This is a genomic window from Parabacteroides goldsteinii DSM 19448 = WAL 12034 (assembly GCF_000969835.1).
GTDB lineage: Bacteria > Bacteroidota > Bacteroidia > Bacteroidales > Tannerellaceae > Parabacteroides > Parabacteroides goldsteinii.
Genome location: NZ_KQ033913.1, coordinates 1,021,035 through 1,039,629 on the forward strand (window position 1 = coordinate 1,021,035; position 18,595 = coordinate 1,039,629).

General features: G+C 41.7%; 16 protein-coding genes. All 16 read left to right on the forward strand.

Features of this window, described 5'->3' with window-relative positions:
- The first annotated feature begins 30 nt into the window (after window positions 1–30).
- The 16 genes from HMPREF1535_RS17085 to HMPREF1535_RS17165 all read left to right on the forward strand — a co-directional run bounded on the left by HMPREF1535_RS17085 (window position 31) and on the right by HMPREF1535_RS17165 (window position 18,592).
- Entirely contained in the window at window positions 31–474 is a 444-nt protein-coding gene (locus tag HMPREF1535_RS17085) for a hypothetical protein (RefSeq protein WP_046146933.1), read from the forward strand.
- On the forward strand, window positions 422–1,726 hold the full coding sequence (locus HMPREF1535_RS17090) for a DUF3440 domain-containing protein (RefSeq protein ID WP_082207553.1): 1,305 nt from the start codon (window positions 422–424) through the stop codon (window positions 1,724–1,726). Before HMPREF1535_RS17085 ends, HMPREF1535_RS17090 begins: the two co-directional genes overlap by 53 nt.
- Window positions 1,710–2,219 (forward strand): IbrB-like domain-containing protein, encoded by a 510-nt coding sequence (locus HMPREF1535_RS17095; protein ID WP_046146935.1) that lies wholly within the window; start codon window positions 1,710–1,712, stop codon window positions 2,217–2,219. The genes HMPREF1535_RS17090 and HMPREF1535_RS17095 overlap by 17 nt, the downstream gene beginning before the upstream one ends.
- A gap of 281 nt (window positions 2,220–2,500) precedes the next feature.
- A complete protein-coding gene (locus HMPREF1535_RS17100) occupies window positions 2,501–3,280 on the forward strand; it encodes a class I SAM-dependent methyltransferase (RefSeq protein ID WP_046146936.1) in 780 nt (259 codons plus the stop codon).
- A complete protein-coding gene (gene rsgA / locus HMPREF1535_RS17105; RefSeq protein WP_046146937.1) occupies window positions 3,277–4,332 on the forward strand; it encodes a ribosome small subunit-dependent GTPase A in 1,056 nt (351 codons plus the stop codon). The genes HMPREF1535_RS17100 and rsgA overlap by 4 nt, the downstream gene beginning before the upstream one ends.
- Before the next feature lie 369 nt (window positions 4,333–4,701).
- Window positions 4,702–6,252, forward strand: coding sequence for an ATP-binding protein (locus HMPREF1535_RS17110; protein ID WP_046146938.1), 1,551 nt, complete (start codon window positions 4,702–4,704; stop codon window positions 6,250–6,252).
- Between the two features lie 170 nt (window positions 6,253–6,422).
- Window positions 6,423–6,752: a hypothetical protein gene (locus HMPREF1535_RS17115; protein ID WP_046146939.1), complete on the forward strand. Its 330-nt coding sequence runs from the start codon at window positions 6,423–6,425 to the stop codon at window positions 6,750–6,752.
- A 295-nt stretch (window positions 6,753–7,047) separates the two neighbouring features.
- Window positions 7,048–8,613: a ParB N-terminal domain-containing protein gene (locus tag HMPREF1535_RS17120; protein WP_046146940.1), complete on the forward strand. Its 1,566-nt coding sequence runs from the start codon at window positions 7,048–7,050 to the stop codon at window positions 8,611–8,613.
- Complete coding sequence (locus HMPREF1535_RS17125) at window positions 8,613–9,512, forward strand: DNA adenine methylase (RefSeq protein WP_046146941.1); 900 nt, start codon at window positions 8,613–8,615, stop codon at window positions 9,510–9,512. Before HMPREF1535_RS17120 ends, HMPREF1535_RS17125 begins: the two co-directional genes overlap by 1 nt.
- A gap of 859 nt (window positions 9,513–10,371) precedes the next feature.
- Complete coding sequence (locus HMPREF1535_RS17135; RefSeq protein WP_052716737.1) at window positions 10,372–11,292, forward strand: tyrosine-type recombinase/integrase; 921 nt, start codon at window positions 10,372–10,374, stop codon at window positions 11,290–11,292.
- 469 nt (window positions 11,293–11,761) lie between these two features.
- The gene (locus HMPREF1535_RS17140; protein WP_046146943.1) at window positions 11,762–13,177 is read left to right on the forward strand and encodes a DUF3575 domain-containing protein; all 1,416 of its coding nucleotides are present in this window, start codon (window positions 11,762–11,764) and stop codon (window positions 13,175–13,177) included.
- A gap of 4 nt (window positions 13,178–13,181) precedes the next feature.
- Complete coding sequence (locus HMPREF1535_RS17145; RefSeq protein WP_046146944.1) at window positions 13,182–14,120, forward strand: DUF5119 domain-containing protein; 939 nt, start codon at window positions 13,182–13,184, stop codon at window positions 14,118–14,120.
- A 48-nt stretch (window positions 14,121–14,168) separates the two neighbouring features.
- The gene (locus HMPREF1535_RS17150; RefSeq protein WP_046146945.1) at window positions 14,169–15,119 is read left to right on the forward strand and encodes a fimbrillin family protein; all 951 of its coding nucleotides are present in this window, start codon (window positions 14,169–14,171) and stop codon (window positions 15,117–15,119) included.
- Between the two features lie 9 nt (window positions 15,120–15,128).
- Window positions 15,129–16,103, forward strand: coding sequence for a fimbrillin family protein (locus HMPREF1535_RS17155; RefSeq protein WP_046146946.1), 975 nt, complete (start codon window positions 15,129–15,131; stop codon window positions 16,101–16,103).
- A 49-nt stretch (window positions 16,104–16,152) separates the two neighbouring features.
- A complete protein-coding gene (locus tag HMPREF1535_RS17160) occupies window positions 16,153–17,451 on the forward strand; it encodes a fimbrillin family protein (RefSeq protein ID WP_046147597.1) in 1,299 nt (432 codons plus the stop codon).
- Window positions 17,452–17,479: 28 nt separating this feature from the next.
- Window positions 17,480–18,592, forward strand: a complete 1,113-nt coding sequence (locus HMPREF1535_RS17165; RefSeq protein WP_046146947.1) for a fimbrillin family protein — start codon at window positions 17,480–17,482, stop codon at window positions 18,590–18,592.
- The last annotated feature ends 3 nt before the right edge of the window (window positions 18,593–18,595 follow it).

The window sequence follows — 18,595 nt, forward strand, 5'->3', positions numbered from 1 at the left end:
GGATTTGTATAATCTTAGTCTCTTTGGAATATGAATATAGAAGTGTTATCCGGAATCGCCCCGAGGCTATATGAATTAGTTGCTCCACTAGTTATGAGTTGCAGCGTTTTGCGGCAGAATAATAATTATCCTTTCAAAACATCAAAACATTATTTATGGTTTGTCGCTATGGAAAGAGACATGGTGATAGGGTTTATACCCGTTGAAATCAAAAGTACCTGTGTCGTTATTAATAACTATTATGTGAAAGGAGAGGACAACGCGGTATTGGCATCCCTGATCGATGCTGTTTTGGAACATTTCAAAAATATTTCGGTTGTCCGGGCCGTTGCCCATACCCGGCATAAAGAGCTCTTTGCTTCAGCTCATTTTTTCGTAACTCAAGAATGGAAACTATATAATAAAATGGAATATAGATGTGATGATGAGAGAGAAGCTCAATGTGTACGAAGCAGTACAAGTTCGGTTGGATAAGATATTTTCTGACTTCGATAACGTATACGTCTCTTTTTCCGGAGGTAAGGACAGTGGTGTTTTGCTGAATTTATGTATTGACTATATACGCGAACACCGCTTGAAACGGAAACTGGGAGTCTTTCACATGGACTATGAGGTGCAGTACCGGGAAACTACTTCCTATGTAGACCGCGTATTGTCTTCCAATTCCGATATCTTGGAGGTCTACCGGGTGTGCGTCCCTTTTAAGGTTCCTACATGTACTTCGATGTTCCAGAATTACTGGCGTCCGTGGGACAGGGAGTTGCAGGATTTATGGGTGAATAAGATGCCCGAAAACTCGCTTTGTATAGAGGACTTCCCATTTTATGATGAGAATATGTGGGATTACCAGTTTCAGTTAAAGTTTGCGGAATGGTTGCATGAAAAAAAGGATGCCGGACGCACCTGTTGCCTGATAGGGATACGGACACAGGAAAGTTTCAACAGATGGCGGGCTATCCATATAAAGAATAAAGTGCAGACTTACCGCCGGCTGAAATGGGTTCACCAGCTGGCACCACGTATATATAATGCTTATCCTATATTCGATTGGAAAACAAAAGATATATGGATTGCCAACGGCAGGTTCGGTTGGGATTACAATCACCTGTATGATTTGTTTTATCAGGCAGGAGTCCCGTTGGAAATGCAGAGAGTGGCAAGCCCTTTTATCTCCCAGGCCATAGCCAGCCTGAAACTATATCGAGCGATAGACCCGGATATGTGGGGGAAGATGATCGGGCGTGTCAACGGAGTCAGTTTTGCCGGGTTGTATGGCGGCACTTCCGCGCTGGGATGGCAGTCGGTCAAATTACCGCAGGGAATGACCTGGAAGTCTTATATGGAATTTCTATTGGGAACTTTGCCGGAGAAGACACGGGAAGGGTATTTGCAGAAACTCTCCGTCAGCATAAAATTCTGGCGTGAGAAAGGCGGTTGCCTGGCAGAAGGCACTATCGAAAAACTAAAGCAGGCAGGAATCCCGATACGGGTTGAAGGCCGTACAAATTACAAGACGATAAAGAAGCCGGTTCGGATGGAATATCTGGATGATATTGATATACCGGAATTCCGCGAACTTCCAACCTATAAGCGTGTCTGTATCTGTATATTGAAGAATGACTACTATTGTAAATATATGGGCTTCTCACTGAATATTCACGAGAGGAAACAAAAGGAAGACATATTAAAACTTTATAACTCTGAATTATATGGAGGAATATACTAGTCCTGTGTACAAGGTAAGGGCTGTCCCTGTGGAAAAGGTGGTAGCCAACAGCTATAACCCTAATGTCGTAGCGCCCCCGGAAATGAAATTGCTGGAAGTTTCTATCTGGGAAGACGGATTTACTTCCCCGTGTGTATGCTACTATGTTCCGGAGGAAGACATCTATGAACTGGTCGACGGCTACCACCGCTATATGGTGATGAAGACATCAAAACGTATCTATGAGCGTGAACGCGGCTTGCTTCCCGTCACTGTCATCGAAAAAGATCTCTCCAACAGAATGGCTTCGACCATCCGTCATAACAGGGCACGTGGTACCCACAATATTGAATTAATGAGCCATATCGTCTCCGAGCTCTCCAAATGCGGCATGTCGGATGCCTGGATACAACGTAATATCGGTATGGACAGAGATGAAATATTGCGTTTGAAGCAAATATCAGGTTTGGCGGAATTATTCTCTAATAAGGAGTTTAGCTTGTCGGAAGAATAATAGTTATATGAGTTTAAGGCTTTTAGGATGATGGAATGGCGTTTATAGTAGAGTTTTTGCATATTTGATAATTACTATGTATCTTTGTCGCATGTTAAACAAACTATTTAAATCGGATTTGGTGTAGTAAACAATCTGTATTCCTTGTACAGGTTGTCCTTTCGTTTATTCTCGGGTAATTCTATCCGGGCATAATTCCTATTGTATTAATTCAATTTTAATCAGTGTACAATGATGATGGCATTGTTATGCTTTCACGGGTATACTATATACATAAAGAAATGAGTAACGAAAATAAAACAATTCACGAATTCGATTTTAATTTAATCTGCGAATACTTTTTAAATACAGAACGCCAGGGGCCCGGAAGTCCAGAAGTGACTCTTAAAGCATTGGGCTTTATAGACAACCTTACCGATCAATCCCTTATCGCCGATTTGGGTTGTGGCACAGGTGGACAGACAATGGTATTGGCACAGCATGCACCGGGGCATATTACCGGTCTTGACTTTTTTCCGGGATTCATCGACAGGTTCAACAGTAATGCCAGAGGGCTGAATCTTCAGGATAGAGTGAAGGGAATCGTCGGTTTGATGGACAACCTTCCTTTCGGAGAGGAAGAGTTAGACCTGATCTGGTCGGAAGGAGCCATTTATAATATAGGCTTTGAACGCGGACTGAACGAATGGCGCAAATATCTGAAAACAGGAGGATATATCGCTGTTTCTGAAAGCGCCTGGTTTACTGAAGAACGTCCGGCAGAGATTCATGATTTCTGGATGGAAGCTTATCCGCAAATAGATACGATACCCAATCAGGTTGCCCTGATACAAAAGGCGGGGTATCTTCCTGTCGCTTCTTTTATTTTACCTGAAACTTGCTGGACAGACCATTATTTTGCACCGTTGGTTAAAGCCCGGGAAAAGTTTCTGGCCAAATATCCGGGAAATAAAACTGCCAAAGAACTTGTCGCGATGTCACATCACGAAGAGGAGTTATACCGCAAGTATAAAGGGTTTTACGGCTATGTATTTTATATCGCTAAAAAGATAACGCTATGATTCGTTTAAATATGTATGGTTGGAACGACCGGTTGAACCAACTAAAACAAGAATCGGCTTATAATACATTGTCTCACGGACGGATAGCCATCGTGCATCGTACCTGTTACGAGGTTATATCCGATAGCGGACTGTACCAATGCGAGTTGACGGGAAATATGATGTATGGGAAATCTGACTTTGAACTGCCCTGTACAGGTGATTGGGTACTGTTTCAGCCATTCGACGATAGCAAAGGCATTATCGTCGGTATGTTGCCCCGTGAACGGACTTTATACCGCAAGAGAAATGGAACGGTAGCTGGAAAACAGGCAATTGCTTCGTATGTTGATAAGGCGTTTATCGTGCAGAGTCTCGATGATAATTTCAATATACGCAGGGTGGAACGTTTCATGGTTCAGATATTGGAAGAAAACATCCATCCCGTATTGATACTCAATAAGGCTGATTTACCTTTTGATAAACATGAGACAGAGGAAGCAATCAAGCATCTTACCCGTAGGATGCCGGTGTTTTTCACAAGTATCCATCACCCTGAAACGGTCTCCCGGTTACGGGATTCCATATCGGAAGGCGAAACGGTTGTCTTTGTTGGTTCTTCGGGGGTAGGGAAGAGTTCTCTTGTTAATGCACTTTGTGAAAGGTCGGTGCTGCTGACGTCGGATATAAGCCAGTCCACCGGAAAAGGACGGCATACTTCCACCCGGCGGGAAATGGTCTTGATGGACGGTTCAGGTGTTTTAATCGACACTCCGGGTATCCGTGAGTTTGGATTGACTGTAGATAATCCCGATTCATTAGCCGAAATGCTGGAAATCTCCAACTATGCAGAATCGTGCCGTTTCAAGGATTGCACACATACCAACGAACCCAGCTGTGCTGTTCTGGGAGCAGTCGCTGAAGGTTTGCTGGACATCAAAGTGTATGAAAGCTATCTGAAACTAAAGCGTGAAGCCTGGCATTTCTCCGCTTCCGAGCATGAAAAACGTAAAAAGGAAAAATCCTTTACAAAGCTCGTGGAAGAAGTGAAGAGGCGCAAGGCTGATTCTTGATTTTATATTTATGGTGCAGGTGTCTTCGGATTCCTGCACTGTATTTATTTGAATCGTCCATTTTGATAACAGTAGACACGATATTCATCACATTTCGTTTGGTCGCCATTAGTCCCAAGAAGTTCTTCCTGATTTATATCTAATGGATTCCGCAACTTTGGCAATATCTCTATTCTACTTCCAACTCCATAATTAACTATTCGAATTATATCATGCAAATATAGAGAAGATATATCCGGAAAGGTTGTCCAGTGTTGCTATCTTACATAAGACGTACAGTGTATAACCAATTAACCTATTCTTTTTTTTGTAAATGCCGATCTTTATTGCGTACTTTGCGTAAAAGGTATTACTTCAATCAGATGAATTATGGCAAAGCTTTATCCTATCGGTATACAGAATTTTGAGAGTCTTTGTCAGGACGGATATATCTATATTGACAAAACAGAACTGATTTATCAATTAGTGAAAACGGGTCGCTATTATTTATTGAGTCGTCCACGCCGTTTTGGGAAAAGCTTGCTTATTTCTACCCTGGAAGCTTATTTTCTGGGGAAAAAGGAGTTATTTGAAGGGTTGGCTATCGAAAAGCTGGAAAAAGATTGGTTGGAATACCCTGTACTTCACTTAGATTTGAATGCTGAAAAATTCGATAGTCCTGAATGTCTCGATGCTTTGTTAAGCAATCAGTTGACACAGTGGGAAGAACTTTATGGTCGTGGAAAAGATGAAACAACACTTTCGCTTCGCTTTAAAGGAGTAATCCGAAGGGCAGCCAAACAGACCAGGCAACGTGTTGTAATTTTGATTGACGAATACGATAAGCCGATGTTACAGGCATTGGATAATGATGAACTGCAAGAGATATATCGTGATACTTTGAAAGCTTTTTATGGTGTGATGAAGAGTATGGACGGGGATATCAAGTTTGCTTTCTTAACAGGGGTAACCAAGTTTGGGAAAGTGAGTGTGTTCAGCGATCTGAATAATTTGGACGATATTTCGATGAAAGGACCTTTTGCTTCTATTTGCGGCATTACAGAAGAGGAATTGCACGAATATTTTGATGAAGATATTAAAGCGCTTGCTTCATCTCTTTCCTTAACAAATGAAGAAGCTTGTACTGAATTAAAAGGATGTTATGACGGTTATCATTTTGTGCCGAATGGTTCCGGTATGTATAATCCTTTCAGTTTACTTAATACCTTTAAGTATTTGCAGTTTGGTAGTTACTGGTTTGAAACAGGTACACCAACCTATCTGGTAAAATTGTTAAAACACTCTCATTATAACTTGTATAACATGGCGCATACGGAAACGGATGCCGATGTTTTGAATAGCATTGACTCCACATCTGTTAACCCAATACCCGTGATTTATCAGAGTGGATATCTGACAATTAAAGGATATGATCGTGAATTTGGTATTTATCGTCTGGGATTTCCTAATCGTGAAGTGGAGGAGGGCTTTATGAAATATTTGCTTCCTTTCTATGCCAATACGGATAAAGTCGATTCTTCTTTCCATGTTCAGAAGTTTGTTCGTGAGATACGTTCCGGCGATTATGATTCCTTCTTCCGCCGTCTGCAAAGTTTTTTTGCCGATACTCCTTATGAGTTGGTTCGTGATTTGGAGTTACATTATCAGAATGTTCTGTTTATTGTGTTCAAATTGATTGGTTTCTATGTAAAAGTAGAATACCATACTTCAGAAGGCCGTATCGACCTGGTATTGCAAACGGATCGTTTCATTTACTTGATGGAATTCAAACTGAACGGAACAGTAGACGAGGCTTTACGCCAGATCAATGAAAAAGGCTATGCACTTCCTTTTGCATCCGATCCCCGCCAATTATTTAAGATAGGAGTGAATTTCAGTGCAAAGACTCGCAATATAGAGGAGTGGAAAATAGAATTATGAGCATAATGAATTTTTTGTACTCGAAATTCTCTTTTATAACAATAATTACTAACTACTTATAGAAGCAAATTCATACTGTTGTGGCAGAGTTTGGACTGTTTTTTTTTGATTTTACATCAAAAAACAAGAATAATGATGTATTTTTGTGTAAATTACTAAAAAGATAAGACATGATACATAAATATGGTGTAACCCCTCTTGCTGTATCTTATACAGATGAAGAGTTAAAGAACAAGATTTCTAAGTACATTGATTTATCAGACAATGGAATTACCTATAAACGACTGTGTAATTATATTCTTAATGAAGCGAAAAAGGAGGGTAAATTGGAAAAAGAGGCAAATACTGAATATAGTGAAATAGAAATGTTGCCTAGTGATGCTACCAAAATTAGCAAAATACTATGGCAGAAAATCTGGAACAAAGAAATATTTATAGACTTCAATAAAAATCCATACAGCAGTAATTACCCTAATGATACAATTTTTGTGAAATACTGATTAGTATAGGCTCTATAAGAAGTTACTGTATATAGATGTGAATAATTATTATCGAATGTTTAAACATAATTGGGAATAAACAAAATAATCTAATTCTACATATACCATAAAAGCAATATTATGTCAAAACTGCTAATATGTAGAATATAGTTTCCTGTACTCTACAATTGAAAGGTCATCTCAAAGTGAGTATTAAATATATCTTATAGAAAAACTTGCAATTGGAATTCTTTTATCCATTTTAATTTTATATTTTTGCATAGTAAACTGAAACGATAATTAACAACAAGCAGTTATGTATATAGATTATTCAATTTGGGAAACATACGAGTACAAAGTAAGTACTTTGCAACTTGATTTAAATAATCCTAGAATTAGGTATATGGAGGATAGTTTAAACCAAACTCAAGTATTGAAAATCTTATTAGAAAAAGAAAAAGTTTATGAATTAGCAAAAAAAATATCAGAAGAAGGCTATTTTGTAGGCGAAGAACCTATTATCTGTATAGAAAATGGAAAGAAAGTTGTACTTGAAGGAAACCGTCGGGTAGCATCTTTAAAGCTGTTGCAAAATCCTAAAAAGTATTTATCTGCTGCAAAAGCTAAAATTTTATTGCAAAATATCATCAAAAACAACATACCAATAGATGATTATAAGATTCGTTGCTTTATTGCACCAAATAGATTGTTGGCCAATCCAATAATTTATGAACGTCATAAAGGGGATGCTGTACAGAAATGGAAAACTGGAAATCAATATTCTTTTATAGCTGAAATGTATGGGAAAGATGGATTGTCAATTGAAGATATCTGTACTGTTTTAAATGAGACAAGGGCAAAAATTTTAAAACCATTAAAAGCATACAATCTATTTTTGGAAGGTAAAGAGATTTTAGAAAAAGAAGAAGGCCTTTTTATAGATGTTACAAACTTTGACATAACTAATTTGGAGCGTTTTTATGCACTAGATGAAGTGAAATTGTTTTTAGGTATTGATTTTGATAATAATAATGGTGAATTAATTATCAAACTTCCACAAGAAGAATTTGAAAAGAGAATTATTGTAACTTTCAAATCTTTGTTAGATGCAGAACGTTTTTCTCGTGAATATAATACAACAGAAGATCTGAAAAGTCTATTGGAAAAATTAAAAAAAGAACCTAATATTGATTTGAGTGTTGTTCCAGAAAATGAAAAAAATAAAAGTCGATCATCTGAAAATAGAAAAGATCTGGAAGATGAGAAAAATAAAACAAATACAAGGAAGAAAAAAACAAATAAAAATGGGTATTTAAATTTTATTATTCCTAGAGATAGAGAGATTATTTTTGATAATGAAAAATTGGATGCTCTTTTTGGAGAGTTAAAAGCATTGCCTATTGATAAAAAATATTCGTTTGCAGTTCTTTTGCGTGCATATTTGGAGCAATCACTCTACTTTTTTTTAAAAGAGAATAAATTATTAGGTGAACTTTCTGTTAAAATAGGAGAGGAAAGTAAGAAAGCTAGCCAGAAGAAAGTTTCAAATTTAATCAAATATATAAAAGATATTCATCATATAAAGGATGATATTGATATGGATATATGTATGAATATTTTAAAATTCTCTATGGATAAAGAATTTGTAGATACATCACTAAAAGGTATGTTGGATTTTGTTCTAAAAAATAAAATAGTTAATGAAATTGATCCAAATACATATAAAAATTTGAAAGATTATATTGAACGGATAAAAATGGGATTAGATTTAGCTATCCACAATTTAGAAACAATAGTAGATCCAGAGCACAATAAAAGAGCATGGAAACATCTTGAACCTCTATTTATGTACCTCAGTGAAAACATTAATAATAAAGACTAATGCATTATTCACCACTTAGATATCCAGGAGGAAAGAATAAATTATCTGCTTTTATTGCAAATATTTGTGTTGAGAATAGAATTACAGGGCATTATGTTGAACCGTATTCTGGTGGAGCATCTGTTGCGCTATTTTTACTTTTAGAAGGATTCGTTGATGAAATAACAATCAATGATAAAGATAGATCAATTTATGCATTTTGGTATTCTGTTTTAAGAAAAACTGACGAATTATGTGAGAAAATATTAAATACAGAGATAACAATTGAGGAATGGAAAAGACAGAAAGAAATACAATCATTAAAAAAAACAGCGGGTTTGTTAGAACTTGGATTTTCTACGTTTTTCCTTAATAGAACAAATCGTTCGGGCATTATAAATGCAGGGGTTATTGGAGGCATAAATCAAGAAGGTGATTACCCTCTTGATTGTAGATTCAACAAAGAAGAACTTATAATGCGAATAAAAAGAATAGCAGCAAGAAAAAGAAATATTCATTTATATAAAAAAGATGCATTAAAATTAGTGGATAAGATACAACAAGAGGCTACAAATAATAATGTTATATTTTATTTTGATCCACCTTACTTTTATAAAGCAAGCTCACTATACTTGAATCATTATAAATACTCAGATCACAAAATTGTTAGTGACAAAATAAAAAGTATAAGAGATTTGCATTGGATAGTTTCATATGATAATGTCTCGGAAATAAAAGATTTATATCAAGAATGTAGAACAAAAGAATATTCTTTTAATCATAGTGCGCATACAGCAAGAGAAGGTAAGGAAATACTATTTTTTAGTCCTAATTTAGAAAATGTAAATCTTAAAAATAATCCTATACATTATAAGGTACAGCGAAATGAAACTGAAACTATAATTACGTATAGAGAATAGTTTATTCAACTAAAATAGCTCTCTTTTTAAAGCAACTATCTTTACTCTTAGTCTTTTTCATGTACAAATAACCACAAAAGTACATAGAAAATCAATGGACTAAATTATGGGATATATTTTAAATGAAAGAATGTAAAATTTAAAATATCAATCTAGAAACTCTATAGGAAAATCTCTGGTTGATCGCATAAGAACAAAATGAAACAAAGTTTATATCTAAGTTTTGCCTAGAAAGCTCCAATTATCACTTGTTTTATTTTGACATTCTGCCAATCTAACCATTGTCTCCCCACTCTGTACATAAGCAAGGAATAGATAAAGCGCATTTACCCCCTCAATCCGAACTTCAGCAATAACGGATTGAGGGGATTTTCTTTTTTGTGGAGACATTTGGTCGAGTGAAAATACATTCATCGCAATGCTTTCAGCGTAAGTGACACTGATCAAGCAAAACCTGCAACAATCTGTCAATCGAAAATGATCTGTCAAAAACAAGCTTATAGCTTTAAGGAAGCAATATGAACCCTGTTTCAGGAGTAATACTGAAGAAAATTTCATCCTTTTTCGATTTGTTAAAAAAATCATTGTAATGACTTGTCCGGGTCATTGTGATGAGTGTATGGAGTCATTGTGATGACTTGGTTGGGGCATTACGATGACTGGGACAAATCATCACAATGAATTTCTCAGATAGCCAATGTGAAGTATAAAAAACAGTATGATGAGTCACTTTTTTTCTCTAAAACAGCTTTTTTCTTTAAAATGATTGTTATTTACAGTCGTGAAAATCCAACATTTAGTAAGCCCTGAATGTTTATCTTTATCTTTTTGATTAATAACGATAAAGAAGGAAAAAGTTATGAGAAATAAAGATTTTTGCAGGCTGATGCTCGAGCAGGAAAAGCAGAAGCGCAGTAATGGGGATGAAAGCACGGCCGATCTGTATCGTGCTACCCGAAATCATTTTGCAGCATTCATTCGTGAGAGAGGAAAGAGCAGATTGTTGGGAGATGTGACGCAGGATGTTGTGCAGGAGTTTATTCGGTATCTGAAAGGAAAGAAACTGCGTGTAAATTCGGTGAATAGTTATATTAGTAATCTACGGGCGATGTACAACCGTGCTTGCCGGGGTTGGAAAGGGCGGCTTGAGGAACGGCCGTTCGAGGGGATGCAGTTGCAACGGGAGGAGACCGTTAAACGGGCTGTTCCGGTGGAAGTGATTAAGCAGATGGCTGCACTCGATCTGGAAGAAGAACCGGAGAAAAAGCTGGCGGTGGATATGGCCCTGTTTTCTTTTTTGGCTTGCGGTATGCCTTTTGCGGATATCGTTCGTTTAGGAGGGGAGAACCTGGTTGAAGAAGGAAAAGTATTGTCGTATCGCCGGCAAAAAACAGGTGCACTGATCGAGATGGAAGTTTCGGAGCCTATGCAGTTACTGATTAATCGTTACAGGCGGGCGGATTCCAAATATCTTTTTCCAGTGTTACAGGAGGGGGCTACGCATGAACAGTATAAACAATGTCTGGCACAGGAAAATCAATATCTGGCAGATGTGCAGGTCTTATTGGGTTTATCTGCAAAGTTGACGACCTATGTTTTTCGCCATAGCTGGGCATCTGCGGCTTATCATCTGGGGATACCGATTGCTATCATCAGCCAAGCCCTGGGGCATTCTTCCGAGAAAATGACTCGCATTTACTTGTCTGCATTTGATGCAGGTAAGGTAGGAGAAGCAAATAAAAGGGTTTCTGAAGGTGTGAAGGAACTGATGGCTGCATAAATTATCCTTATTTATATAATAAGGTAATTCCCTCTCTTTTTGTTTCATATCCAAGCCTTTACAACTTGTGGATTTCGCAAAAGAGTTTGAATGCTCTGCAAACATAGGAAGAATCTTATGGAAAAACAAAGCTTTTGGGTAAAATCCTAAAAAAAACATATAGAATTTGTATTAATTAACCTAGTTTCCTGCTTGTGACCTTTAAATCATAATTTTCAAAGAATAAGACATAAGGCGGGTGAAGACTGCTGTCTTATTAATATCCGTTTGAAAAAAACTGTTATCATTTTTACATGTTTTTATTCCACAAAATATTGAAATAAGACATCAATCCAAAATATCCCAGAGACAAAACTCATTAAATTCCTCTCAAAATCGAGGTGCTTTTTATCTTTTCCCCTTATTATATAAATAAGGGGGCATCTTAGAAGTAAATCGGAAAATCAAGGACTGGTATTGATATAATATTATGTATAGGATAAAAGGATCACAAAGAAAAGCGTTCTGCCTGTTGTTATTTTTCAGCCTGGTTTGGCGGGAAGTGACTGCGCAGACAACGACCTATCATAAGGCGGAATCTTTTTTATTCTCTTTCAAAGAAAACAGCGACCTGTTCCTGGCTGATTACGGCGATAACGCTTACCAATTAGAGCGTATGGGGCAACTTCTGGATGCCTCCCGGAACCGTCTGCTGAAAGGAGACAACCACCTCTTGATCGTTTCACATGTGGATGCTTATGGCTATAAAGAGGATGCAGTGGTGAACGAAGCTTCGCTGCGTGCCAGTCGTATCCGTGCCTATCTGAAAACCCGTTTCGATATCCCTCATGACTGTGTCGCTTTTTACATCGACCGTAGTGGCAGCTATCGCGATCAGATACATATATATAATGTATACCGTCCGCTTCCGTGGTTTGCCAACACTTCGATCCATTACAGTGAGAGCCGTTATCCGATAGCTGTAAAGGCAGCTATCGGTGAGTACGGAGCAATCCCTTATGTGGATTTGTACCGTCGTGGAGAGGCTGGTGGTTACGACCGCGAAGTCTATCGTATCGACGATCCTCTTTTCGACCGGACGGAACTGGAAGATTACCGGCTGGCATCGGTGACGGATACGATTCGTCGTCACGAGAGAGTAGAGCTCCCGGCTGTCAATCTGGCAACGACCGTTACAACAAAGGAAGTGGTACGGGTGGTCACAAAGCATAAAGAGAGAACGGATGAAACTGCAAACCCTGAGGGGATAACTCCTGTTGCTCCCGCTGTCAAAAAGAATGCAACACCGATCGAACACAATCCTGTATATCTGGCCGTAAAAACAAACCTTCTTCCCTGGTTTGGCGTAGTTCCTTCAATCCGTCTGGGAACGGGTGAGACGAAAATAGAAACAGGTGCATTCATGCCTAATCTGGAAGTGGAGTGCAGCTTTGCCGGTCGCTGGTCACTGGCTTTGTCGGGCATGTATTCCGACTTTGCCTATAAAGACAAGACGCGTGATAGCTGGTCTGTCTCTGAAATATCCCTTGAATCAAGAGTCTGGCTGTCCCCTTCGGGAAGGTTTACCGGCCTGCATACCGGGGTGTTTGCCGAGTATGGTGACTTCGATGTACGTGGCAACGCGATCGATAGGTCTGAGGATATACTTTACGGCCGGACGGGCTGTTTCTGGTCGGCGGGCCTGTCGATGGGGTATCGTTTCTCCCTGGCCGGAGGTTTGGGGATGGGGCTGAGTGTACGTGCCGGTTACCGTTCGGTCTTCGATGGGAAGAAATACCGTTATGACGCGCCGGATGACCGGAATTATTTGGAAACCCGTTTTGCCTCGACGGGATTTATGTTGGGACTTCGGATCAGTTTGTCGTACCGTTTTCAAATCAGATAGGAAGATGGAAAGGAATAAAAGAAATAAGAAATATCGTATAAAGCAACTGGTGGGTTGGATGATATATGCCGTATGGATTGTGGCGGTCTTGTCTTGCGCATACCGTATGACGGACGAGGATTGGGAGAAGAACGGAAAAGTACGTTTACTGCTTCGTCGCCCTGACAGTGGTTGCCCGGAGAATATGACGTGGTATTTCTATCCGGAAGGTTCGGATAGTCCGATTATCCGTACGGGGGACGTTTCGGGGTATGAAGGTACGTTGCCTTCGGGTTGTTACCGGGTAGCTGTCTGTAACAGGGGTTGTACGGGTGTCACGCTTGAAATGGAGAAGGGTTATAAGGAAGCCTGCGGAAGAGCGCAGCGGCTTTCTTCCTTAAAATCTTCATCGGTGCAGATAGCCTGTCCGGGTAATCTGTACGGGGCAGGTTTAGACCTGATCGAGGTGGGCGGCAGAGAAGTTGTGGCAAAGGAATTGTCTGTGGTGAATCTTGTCCGTACATTAGAAATGAATATAAAAGTCACAGGAGGGGAAAAGGGAGATGTCGTTCCGGCGGTCTTGTCGGGAAGGTTGACCGGTGTTTCGTCACGGGTTCATATACCTTCCGGCAAGCCGCTATTCGATACGCGGGCCTTTATGACGTTCGAGCCGGAAGAGACCGGACCTGGCATTTATACATCTACCTTGAACCTGTTTGGATTGTCTTCGGGTGAGGAAAGCGGTGAAATGGTCGACCTGATCCTAACGATGACACTGGCAGACGGAAAGGAAATCACTTCATCCACGGATATAACGAATGAGGTGAAAGAGGCATTCACCGTCGGAGTTACGACACATGTGATACTGGACTTGGTTGTCCGCTATGATGAAATGTCCGGTTTGACGATCATGCTGAAGGAGTGGAAACCGGGCAGCGGCGGTTCGGGTGTGGTTACTCCCTGAAACGAAATGAAAACGATAGTAATAATAACGATAAAACACTGGTATAATATGGAAAGAGGAAAATTATTGATCATGAGTCTGTTGGCGACAGCTTTCTTCGGCAGTTGCACCAACACGGAAGAGCCGGTGACGGATGGAACGGCTGAAGCAATAGAGGTGAATGCCGGAATAGCGGAGGCTACCCGTGCGGTGATCGGCGGCGGCTATACGAATGACCTGGAAGTATCGTTTGCCCGTTTGGATAATCCCGGTACAGCTGGCGCTGCGTGGACCTCTATCGACGCAGTCCGTACAGGTGGTGCGGGTAATACGGCGCTGACTTTTGAGCCGGAACAAACCTATTTGGCAGAAGAGGGAGAGTCTGTCCTGATCGGCTATTATCCCCGCAAGGAACCGAGCGGAACCACCAACCCTGCCAGCGTCACTTACACTATAACAGGCGACGAGGACATCATGGTGACAGGTGTGCAGACCGGTTCGCTGGTCGATAAGTTCGAGACTTTTACTTTCAGCCACCTGCTAACCCAGTTGCAGTTCAAGTGTGTTGGTTCAGCTGGTGCGATCAGCAGATGGACGGCGGTCGCTTCCATTAAAGTAAAAAATGTAGCCACGGGATTGAAGCTATCGCTGGATAAAACAAGCGGAGCTAAACTAACGGTCACGGGTACGGCCGACCAGACACTGACAGTTAAGAACTGTCCTTCTATGATCTCTGCTTTAGATGCCGAAACTCCGCCAACCGGTTATCTGCTGCTTTACCCGACAGCCAATATGGGAACGGAGAGTCTGCCTGTCTCTCTGGAAGTGAAAGGAACATATGATGGGAATGCGAAAACCCTGAATGTCACAGTCTCGAATATCGGTGAAGGGGTGAAAGCTGGCTATTCGCATCTGATCACACTCACCTTTACGGAGGACGGTAAAATAGCGGTAGAATCCGGTATCGCCCCGTGGCAGCCGGGTAACGGCGGCAGTACAATAGTAACCCCCGGAGAGTAATTTTCAGAGATGAATAACCTTAAAGTCATAGTATTAGCATCAGTCGTCATCCTTTCGGGCCTCGCCGCCTGTTCGGACAGCAATCCTGCTCCGGAGCCGGTCCCAGAAACAGCGGTTTGCCTGGAAGGTGCGATCGGAGCGTCGACGCGCGGGATAATCGGCTCGGGCTATGAACAGGATCTGAAGGTTAGCTTTGCCCGTCAGGATGAATCGGCGGTTTCAATGGGTGCATACAGTGGGTGGGCTGTACACGAGGCTGTGCGTCAGGGTGGAAGGGGGAACCGTCCGATTGTATTTGCCCAGTCGCAGTCGTACCCGGCGGATGGCCGTCATATCCGCCTGCACGGTTATTATCCGGCGGAGGGGGAGCCGACAACCGATGCAGGAACGGGCAAAGTAACCTTCCGCATAGACGGAACGACGGATATCATGGCAACGGGAATCCTCGAGGGAAACGGCTATGTTCCGGTGACGACCTGTACGTTCCGTCATTTGCTGACTCAGGTCCGCTTGGTCTGTTACAGTGACCGAGCCGATGCATGGGGAACGATACAAACGATCGAAGCAGCAGATGTACATACCCGTCAGGAACTGGATTTGTCAGCGGAACCGCCCCGTCTGGCGGATATATCTGTGGCGGAAGATATAAAGAATCTCCCGGTGCAGGATATTGCCGGTCTGCTAATCCCGCAGGTAGCGTCCGACGGATCGCCTCCCGAGGCACAAGGCTATCTCCTTCTTCCGGCATTCCCGGAGGACGGGACGGCGGATCATCCGCTTCATCTTCGGATCACGACAACGAAAGACGGCAATGGCAACCTGAAAGAAACCCTCTCGAACGTCTTTGTCCGTATAGAGGGCGGTTTTGAAATCGGCAAAAGCCATATCGTCTCGCTCTTTTTTACCGGAGCAAGCAACATACAAACCACGCATGTCAGTGTGGAAGCGTGGATGGAGGATGAACAAGGGGAGATGCCGATATGATAAAATACGAATAAATAAACAGGAAATAAAACTTTTAAAACGAATGAAAATGAAAACGATCACGACAAAGTGGGCCATGTTGATAGCCCTTGTGACAGCGGTGAGCTGTTCGGAAACAGAGACAGGAATAGAGCCAGAACCGGGTGGCGGTGACGGCCAGGTGGCATTGGGTATCAACCCGAACCTGAAGGTGGATGCCGGACTGAAATCGACAACCAAAGCGGTGGTAAGCGGCAGTGCGATTACCTATACGGATTATAGTACGGCTCCTGGTCTGGGAGTAGTGGTGACCAACTCGGATGCAACTGACTGGTATTCTCCCGATGCATCGAGTTCCGGCTATACCGGCCCTCATGTATGGTATATGGGAGATGCAAAAGGTGAGAACTGGATTTCGATTACCGAGAAAGGTCTTAGTTATGACCCCAAGAATGAAAAGCCTTATTATCTGAAAGAAACGATAGGTAAGGTATATGCTTATTATCCGTATGATGTAAATGCACTGAGTAGCCTGCTAAGTATAAACAGTGAATCCGATCTTAAAATCCCGATCACAGTTATTGCCAGCGGAGAGATGGATGCTTCGGCAAATAATGCGAATAAAATCTGGAATGCCACTTCATGGTCAGCTAACAAAAACAAGGGGATAAGCCTGTCTTTAACAACTGAAAAAGACTACCTGTATTTTGATGGGACGGAGGGTGGCCGGAATGTAAACAACGGCCGTGCCAAAGGGCAGATACCTTTCGATCCGGAGAGTGGCCCGAATAATACCGATGCGAATAACCCCGGCTACCTGATCAACCTGGCCATGAAGCATGCCATGGCGATGGTATCTTTCCGTGTGTACGATGGTGGTAACTTGAGTGATAATGATGTGAATTTTACGAAGTTTGAAATCAAGAACCATCAAAACAGCTCCAATCTTTTTAAAACCGGAACCGGCAAGATGGCGTTGGCAGATGGCGCAATAAGCGATAATTCAACCACCGGAGCACTTAGCCGTACAATTACGAATTACGTCCTGATGAAGCAGATCAAGGAGGGAGAGCAAAGCGACAAAGCATTTATCGAAGATAAAACTACGACCGGACAGGCCGTATCTAAAAAAGTCAGTGCAATCGTCTATCCGATAGCTGGTTTTGGCGATAATGAAATCGATGTAGTGATAACTCTCCAGGAGGGTGGTAATACGCCTGTCGAATATACGGTTACTCTGCCGGCTCATGAATGGACGGCGGGTTCCAACTGCATCTATACGTTCTCTGCCGGCCGTAATAAGTTGACAGTGATGGATGTAACTGTGGAAGACTGGGTGGAAGACGAACAACCGGATATTTCATTGTAATACATTAATAATAAAAAAGACAAATCCCATGAAACCATTCTTATACCGATTAGTGACTGTGTTTTTGTTACTGTGTGCTGCGTGTACAGAGGCAGAGATCGTTTTGCCGGGGTCTGGTGGCGACGAGCCGGAAGAGGGTGTTCCTTTTCGAGTGAAGAATCTGGGCATGTGGATGGAGGTAGAGTCGAGAAGTGTCGTAACGGGCGGCCCCGGGGAAACGAATAGGAACCCGAACCCGCTGACCGGGATAGGCATTTGCGTGACGAAACAGAATAGTAGTGGTACGGAGATTTTATACAACAACGCTGTCGGTAGCCAGCAGTTCGTATACAATCCGGCAGGGAGTCCTCTTCTCTGGGAACTGGCAGAAGGAGAGGAAACGCTTCTTTTGTATTCGGAGAAAGGGACAGTTTATGGCTATGCTCCGGCAGAAAAGAGTGTTTCGCTCGCAGGCATTCCGAAAGCTCTTTTAATGAATGGTGTAAAGGTGTTGGACGAGCAGAAGTTCTACTTTTCTGACGGTAGCGCAACGGTAAATGCAGCAACGGATGTGCAATGGGAAACTGACCAGGAGGATTACCTCTATTGCACGGCTGCGGATCAGGTAGACCGCTGGCATCCGGAGGTTTCTTTGACGATGAATCATGCATTGGCAAAAGTGAGTTTCCGTGTACTGGAAGTTAATGCAGGTTCTTCTTTTGCCGGTTGTCGGGTGGCTAAAATCGTATTGAAAAGTAACGGAGGATTCAAAAAGTCTGCTGCCGCCCAATTGAATCTGGTAACGGGTGAAACAACCGGAACAATAATGCCTGTCGATCTGCTGCAATTTACGGCCGGAGGTGATAAGCGTGTGGTAGGAACCGGAACAGAAGAAACGTCGGAAGTTCCGGTACAGGCTTTTGGTCTGGTTATTCCTGTCAGAGATGTAGGTATCTCCCTGGAGCTGACACTCGATGACGGTCGTACGTTTTATATGGTTCCGGGAGCCGACAGTGACGTTCCCGGAACATTTACCGCCAGTTGGGAAAAAGGATACAACTACATCTATAATATCCGTATGTCGCCGCAAGGGATCGAGATAGCAGATGTGAAAGTGGCCGGTTGGAACGATGGCGGTTCAGTGGATATTCCTGTCGAATAATAA

Coding starts and splice junctions, on each gene's coding strand:
- HMPREF1535_RS17085 (WP_046146933.1), top strand. CDS start 31: ATGAATATAGAAGTGTTATCCGGAATCGCCCCGAGGCTATATGAATTA.
- HMPREF1535_RS17090 (WP_082207553.1), top strand. CDS start 422: ATGATGAGAGAGAAGCTCAATGTGTACGAAGCAGTACAAGTTCGGTTG.
- HMPREF1535_RS17095 (WP_046146935.1), top strand. CDS start 1,710: ATGGAGGAATATACTAGTCCTGTGTACAAGGTAAGGGCTGTCCCTGTG.
- HMPREF1535_RS17100 (WP_046146936.1), top strand. CDS start 2,501: ATGAGTAACGAAAATAAAACAATTCACGAATTCGATTTTAATTTAATC.
- rsgA (WP_046146937.1), top strand. CDS start 3,277: ATGATTCGTTTAAATATGTATGGTTGGAACGACCGGTTGAACCAACTA.
- HMPREF1535_RS17110 (WP_046146938.1), top strand. CDS start 4,702: ATGGCAAAGCTTTATCCTATCGGTATACAGAATTTTGAGAGTCTTTGT.
- HMPREF1535_RS17115 (WP_046146939.1), top strand. CDS start 6,423: ATGATACATAAATATGGTGTAACCCCTCTTGCTGTATCTTATACAGAT.
- HMPREF1535_RS17120 (WP_046146940.1), top strand. CDS start 7,048: ATGTATATAGATTATTCAATTTGGGAAACATACGAGTACAAAGTAAGT.
- HMPREF1535_RS17125 (WP_046146941.1), top strand. CDS start 8,613: ATGCATTATTCACCACTTAGATATCCAGGAGGAAAGAATAAATTATCT.
- HMPREF1535_RS17135 (WP_052716737.1), top strand. CDS start 10,372: ATGAGAAATAAAGATTTTTGCAGGCTGATGCTCGAGCAGGAAAAGCAG.
- HMPREF1535_RS17140 (WP_046146943.1), top strand. CDS start 11,762: ATGTATAGGATAAAAGGATCACAAAGAAAAGCGTTCTGCCTGTTGTTA.
- HMPREF1535_RS17145 (WP_046146944.1), top strand. CDS start 13,182: ATGGAAAGGAATAAAAGAAATAAGAAATATCGTATAAAGCAACTGGTG.
- HMPREF1535_RS17150 (WP_046146945.1), top strand. CDS start 14,169: ATGGAAAGAGGAAAATTATTGATCATGAGTCTGTTGGCGACAGCTTTC.
- HMPREF1535_RS17155 (WP_046146946.1), top strand. CDS start 15,129: ATGAATAACCTTAAAGTCATAGTATTAGCATCAGTCGTCATCCTTTCG.
- HMPREF1535_RS17160 (WP_046147597.1), top strand. CDS start 16,153: ATGAAAACGATCACGACAAAGTGGGCCATGTTGATAGCCCTTGTGACA.
- HMPREF1535_RS17165 (WP_046146947.1), top strand. CDS start 17,480: ATGAAACCATTCTTATACCGATTAGTGACTGTGTTTTTGTTACTGTGT.